This is a genomic window from Pyxidicoccus fallax, from assembly GCF_012933655.1.
In the GTDB taxonomy this organism is placed as follows: Bacteria; Myxococcota; Myxococcia; order Myxococcales; family Myxococcaceae; genus Myxococcus; species Myxococcus fallax.
The window spans coordinates 1-4,814 of the sequence record NZ_JABBJJ010000557.1 but is presented as its reverse complement, the minus strand read 5'-3'; the positions used below and the strand labels follow the sequence as shown (position 1 = coordinate 4,814).

Below are 4,814 nucleotides of genomic sequence, written 5' to 3'. Positions count from 1 at the left end.
CCCCCACTACCGCGCCCGACGCCGGCGTGTCCCCTACCCCACCGGCCGATCCTCCCGTCAGCCAGTAAGTCCTTCCAGACGGCGGACTTTCTACAGGGCCGTCTGCCCCGGGAAGTGGAACTTTCGTTCCCTGTGACGGAGCGGTGACGCCCTCGAAACGCCGGTTTGGCGCCTCACGGGTGCGAAATCCGTCCACCCCTCGACGTTCTCCAGTCGGGCACCAGTGTTGCACAGGGTGCCCTCCGACTGCGGCGGGGAGGCGAGGGACATGGGTGGGTGGCGGGTGGATGATTCGACGAGGCGGGGCCTTCTCGCCGCGGTCCTCCTGGGCATGCCAGCGCTCGCGGGCGCTGGAACTCCGGCCCTGGAGACGGAGGTCTCCGAAGGGGAGACCGCGGAGGACACGCTCTCGGGCGGGGTGGTGGACGGGGTGGAGGGTCCGGAGAGCGGTGTCGCGGCCGACGCGGCCACGGAGGGGCCCACGGGTGACGACTCGGGCGAGGTGATGGAGGGGGCGTTGGCGGAAGCTGTGCCGCCGACGAAGGGGGTGCCCGGAGAGCAGGTGTCGCCCGTGGGCCCGGTGCCGGGCAAGGCCGCGGAGCCGGTGGCGGAGAAGAAGACCAAGAAGAAGAAGAAGCCGGGCGAGGCGCAGGACGACTCGCTGGGCGAGAACCCGGACGCGCTCGACGACGCGCCCGCCGACGAGGTGCGTGAGAACCTGCGCGTCTTTGGCCGCGTGTTCGCCCGGGCCAGCGCGGACGAGCGCGAGAAGTACACGCGCTCGCTGAGCCTCGCCTCGGCGCGCGTGGGCGTCAGCACGTCGCTGTCCAACCTCGAGGCCGAGGTGACGGCGGACCTCGCGGACGACAACCTGCTGAAGGACGCCTTCGTGCGTCTGGCGGACGACTCGAAGCGCTTCCGGCTGTACGGCGGCCAGTTCAAGTCGCCCTTCCTCCAGCGCCGGCTGGAGTCGTCGTGGGATTTGCCCATCCAGGGCCGCGGACTGGTGGAGGACTACCTGACGGACGTGCACCAGCTGGGCGGCCGCCGGCTGGGACTGATGGGCGAGGTGCGGCTGAAGGACGTGTGGGGGCTCAAGGTGTCCGCGGGCCTCTTCGAGGGCGGCAAGGACGAGCTGGGCGTGCGGCTGAAGGAGGACGCCGCCGCGCGCGTGAGCATCCGTCCATTCAAGGCGCTCACCCTGGGCGTGAGCGGCTACGTGGTGGAGGCGCTGGAGGTCGTGACGAAGTACGCGTACGCGGGCGACGCGGAGCTGAAGCTGGGCGGGCTGACGCTGTCGGGCGAGGCCGTCGCGGGCAATCTGCCGCTGGGCCCCTTCACCGCGCAGCTGCTGTTGACGAGCTACACGCTGCCGGTGGGCAGCTCGAAGGAGTGGGCGCTGCAGCCGGTGCTGGGCTACGAGGCGCTCCAGCTGCGCGGCGACGTGGAGGGCAAGGGGTACGCGCTGGTGGGCGGCCTCAACGTCCTCCTGAGCGACCGGTTCAAGGCGCAGTTCCAGGCGGAGCGCGCGCTGCGGCCGGGGGATGAGACCGCCGCGCTCGAGTACTCGCTGCAGCTCGCCACCCGTTTCTGACAAGCGCGGAGATATGACCATGCTCTCGTTCGCCGAGGGGGAAGTCACCAAGCTCCGGCGTGAGTTCAAGCTGGTGCTGGAAGAGGACATGGCGCGCACGCTGTGCACGCGCCTGTCCGTGGAGCTGGGGGGGCACCTGCCTCCACCCACGCGCATCGTGTCCGTCTATTTCGACCGGCCGGGCTGCCCGCTGGCGTCGCGCGCGCTGCGCACGCCGGACGACTGCCTCAAGGTCCGCACGAAGGAGTACTCGCCGGACCTGGGGGCCGGCGGCGTGCAGCGCGTGGTGCTGGAGGTGAAGCGCGAGCGGCACGGCCTCACGCAGAAGCGCCGCGTGTGGGTGCCCCGCTCGGAGCTGGGCCGGGTGATACGCGGCGGGGGCGCCAGCCTCCTGCCGCTGTTCTCCGGGGGCAGCCTCGTGCCGGTGCTGGCGGTGACGTACAAGCGGCACGTGTATCAGGCCACGCAGGCGTGGCGCGTGACGGTGGACCGGGACATCGGCTTCCACACGATTACGTCCGAGCTGGCGCTGTCGCAGCTGCCGCTGACGGCGGAGCGGCTGGGCCCGCCGCACTCGGCGGACAGCCGGGTGGTGGTGGAGGTGAAGCACCTCGGGCACGAGCTGCCCGAGTGGCTGGCGTCGCTCAATCCGGGCGGAGCGCCGGCGTACAGCAAGTTCGCGGAAGGGATGGCGAGGGTTCACGCCTTCGCCCGGGATGGGGTCGTAGGGGGATAGGGCACCGTGTTCATCGACTTCGAGGGGATTGACGGCAGCGGGAAGACGACGCTTTCCAACCTGCTGGCCGCGCGGCTCAAGCGGCTCGGCTACCGGGTGGCGCATGCGCGGGAGGGGGGTGAGCTGCAGGCGCCCGCGGCCCGGCGCATCCGGGAGCTGACGCGCGACTCGCGGCTCTTGGAGCTGTCGCCGCGCACCGAGTTCTTCCTCAACCTGGCGCGTGACGCGCAGCAACTGGACGAGGTGGTGGCGCCAGCGCTGCGCCGGGGCGAGGTGTGCATCACCGACCGCTACCTGTACTCGCAGCTCGCGCTGAGCGGCGGCGGGCGCGGGCTGCCCATGTCGGAGCTGATGCCCGCGTGCGAGCTGGCCTCGCAGGGGCTGTGGCCGGACCTCGTCGTGCTGGTGGACGTGGACCCGGACCTGGCGCGCTGGCGCAAGCGGCTGGGCAAGCTGCAGAGCGGGCGCACCCAGGACGGCGACAGCCGCAAGGGCCTGGCCGGGGCGGGCCTGGCGGTGCGGGTGCGCGAGTCCTTCCTGGAGCTGGCGCGCAAGGACCCGCAGCGCTGGCTCATCCTGGAGAACAACGACGTGCCGCTGCGCGTGCTGGAGCAGCGGCTGGTGGACGCGGTGGTGGCGCGGCTGGAGGGGCGCGAGGTGCCGGTGCAGCGCATCGTCCCCGCGCCGGCCGCGCTCCCCGCCGAGCCCGCCACGGTGGACACCGCGGAGGAACGCTTCTTCCGCGCGCTGGACTCGGTGGAGGTGCGCGAGCCCGCGCTGGCGGCGTGGATGGTGGGCGGCCTGCCCGGACTGCCCGCGCACCAGCGGCGGCTCGTCTACACGGAGCGCTTCCCCGCCCTCACCGCCCGCGGCCTGGGCGGCTTGGATGACGAGGCGGCCTGGACACTGCGTGACGTGCTGGCGGCGGTGGCCCCCGCCGAGGTGGCCACCAGCCTGGGCGGCCTCGCCTCCGCGCGGGCGATGATGCTGCGCGAGCGCCTGTACGCGCAGGCGCCGGTGGAGGTGCTGTCGGGCCTCAAGGGCGACAGCTCGCCCCAGGCGTGGGCGCTGCGCGAGCGCGGCATGCGCGACGGGAAGCTGGCGGAGGTGCTCTGCGGCCTCGCCGGGGTGGACGGCGACGAGGCGTGGCTCATCCGCGAGGCGGGCATGCAGCGCAAGCTGTACGTGGAGGTGGCGCGCAGCCTGGGCGGGCTCTCCACGGAGCGCGCGGACGCGCTGCGCGAGGTGCTGCTGCCACATGACCGGCTGGCGGTGCTGCGCAGCACCACGGGCCTGGACACGCCGGTGGCGCGCGGCCTGCGCGAGGCGCTGGCGGGCAAGGCCCTGAAGCTGGTGCTGCGCTCGCTCACCGGCCTCACCACGGAGGAGGCCTGGGCGCTGCGCGAGAAGGGCGCGCCGCGGACGAAGGAGGCGCTGGACTCGGTGGACGGACTGGACGACCCGCGCGCGTGGAAGCTGCGCGTGGAGCACGCGGACCGGTGGCCCGCCACCGTGCTGTCGTCGCTAAAGGGCCTGCCGCTGGGCCCGCACGCACGGGCACTGATTGACCGGCTGCTGACGGCGCACCCGGCGCGGCTGCCGGTGCTGCGCAACGCGTACGGCGTCATCGCCACCGCGCGGCACACCCCGGCCCCGCACGCCCGCGCGTCCCGCGTGGAGACGGAAGCCCTCTCCCAGGTGGAGCTGTAGAGCCAGGACACCATGGACCCATTCTCATCATTCTTCGAAAGCGCGAAGTCCGAGCTCACCGTGGTGCCAGTGGCGGACATGTTTTCCCGGATGCTGGCGGCGGCGCTCATCGGCGCGGTGCTGTCGCTGCGGCCCTGGCGGCTGCTGATGAAGCGCTCGCTGCCCAAGGCCGAGATGATTCAGGCCCAGGTGCTGTTGTGCGCCGCGGCGGCGGTCATCACCGCCGTCATCGGCGACAGCCTGGCCAAGGCCTTCGGGCTGGTGGGATTGGGTGGCTTCGTGCGCTTCCGCTCGGGGCTGAAGGACCCTCGCGACGCGGCCATCCTCTTCCTGATGATTGGCCTGGGCATGGCGTGCGGCCACGGCAGCCTGGGGTTGGCGGGCCTGGGCACGCTGTTCGTGGCGGCGCTGCTGTGGGTGCTGGACCTGTTCAACCGCGAGGAGAAGACCGGGCCGAAGCAGCGGGTGCTGGTGTCCGCGCAGGCGGATGACCTGGTGGTGGCGGAGGCCACGCTGCGGCGGGCGCTGGGGACTCGCAACGTGATGGTGAAGAGCTGCGCGCTCGACTTCGACGGGCGGCGCGTGGAGCTGGAAGTGGAAGAGCCGGAGCCGGGCTCCCTGGCGGCGGCGTTGGGTCAAACGGAGGGAGCGCCCCTCAGGGGTCTGCGGTGGACGGCGGTGAGCCCGAAGACGGCTCGGGAGGACATGGTATGACGCGCAGGTGGGTGGCCGCGTTCGCGGCGGGGTGGTTGCTGGTGGGGTGCGGCGGAGGCG

At 72.4% G+C, this 4,814-nt stretch carries 4 protein-coding genes; all 4 read left to right on the top strand.

What is annotated here, in order from left to right:
* Positions 1-268: 268 nt before the first annotated feature.
* The 4 genes from HG543_RS51445 to HG543_RS51430 are packed head-to-tail and all read left to right on the top strand — an operon-like array spanning position 269 to position 4,754.
* The gene (locus HG543_RS51445; protein ID WP_169352326.1) at positions 269-1,594 is read left to right on the top strand and encodes a putative porin; all 1,326 of its coding nucleotides are present in this window, start codon (positions 269-271) and stop codon (positions 1,592-1,594) included.
* A gap of 19 nt (positions 1,595-1,613) precedes the next feature.
* Positions 1,614-2,330 (top strand): VTC domain-containing protein, encoded by a 717-nt coding sequence (locus HG543_RS51440; RefSeq protein WP_169352325.1) that lies wholly within the window; start codon positions 1,614-1,616, stop codon positions 2,328-2,330.
* 6 nt (positions 2,331-2,336) lie between these two features.
* A complete protein-coding gene (gene tmk / locus HG543_RS51435) occupies positions 2,337-4,040 on the top strand; it encodes a dTMP kinase (protein ID WP_169352324.1) in 1,704 nt (567 codons plus the stop codon).
* A 12-nt stretch (positions 4,041-4,052) separates the two neighbouring features.
* Positions 4,053-4,754 (top strand): DUF4956 domain-containing protein, encoded by a 702-nt coding sequence (locus HG543_RS51430; protein WP_169352323.1) that lies wholly within the window; start codon positions 4,053-4,055, stop codon positions 4,752-4,754.
* The last annotated feature ends 60 nt before the right edge of the window (positions 4,755-4,814 follow it).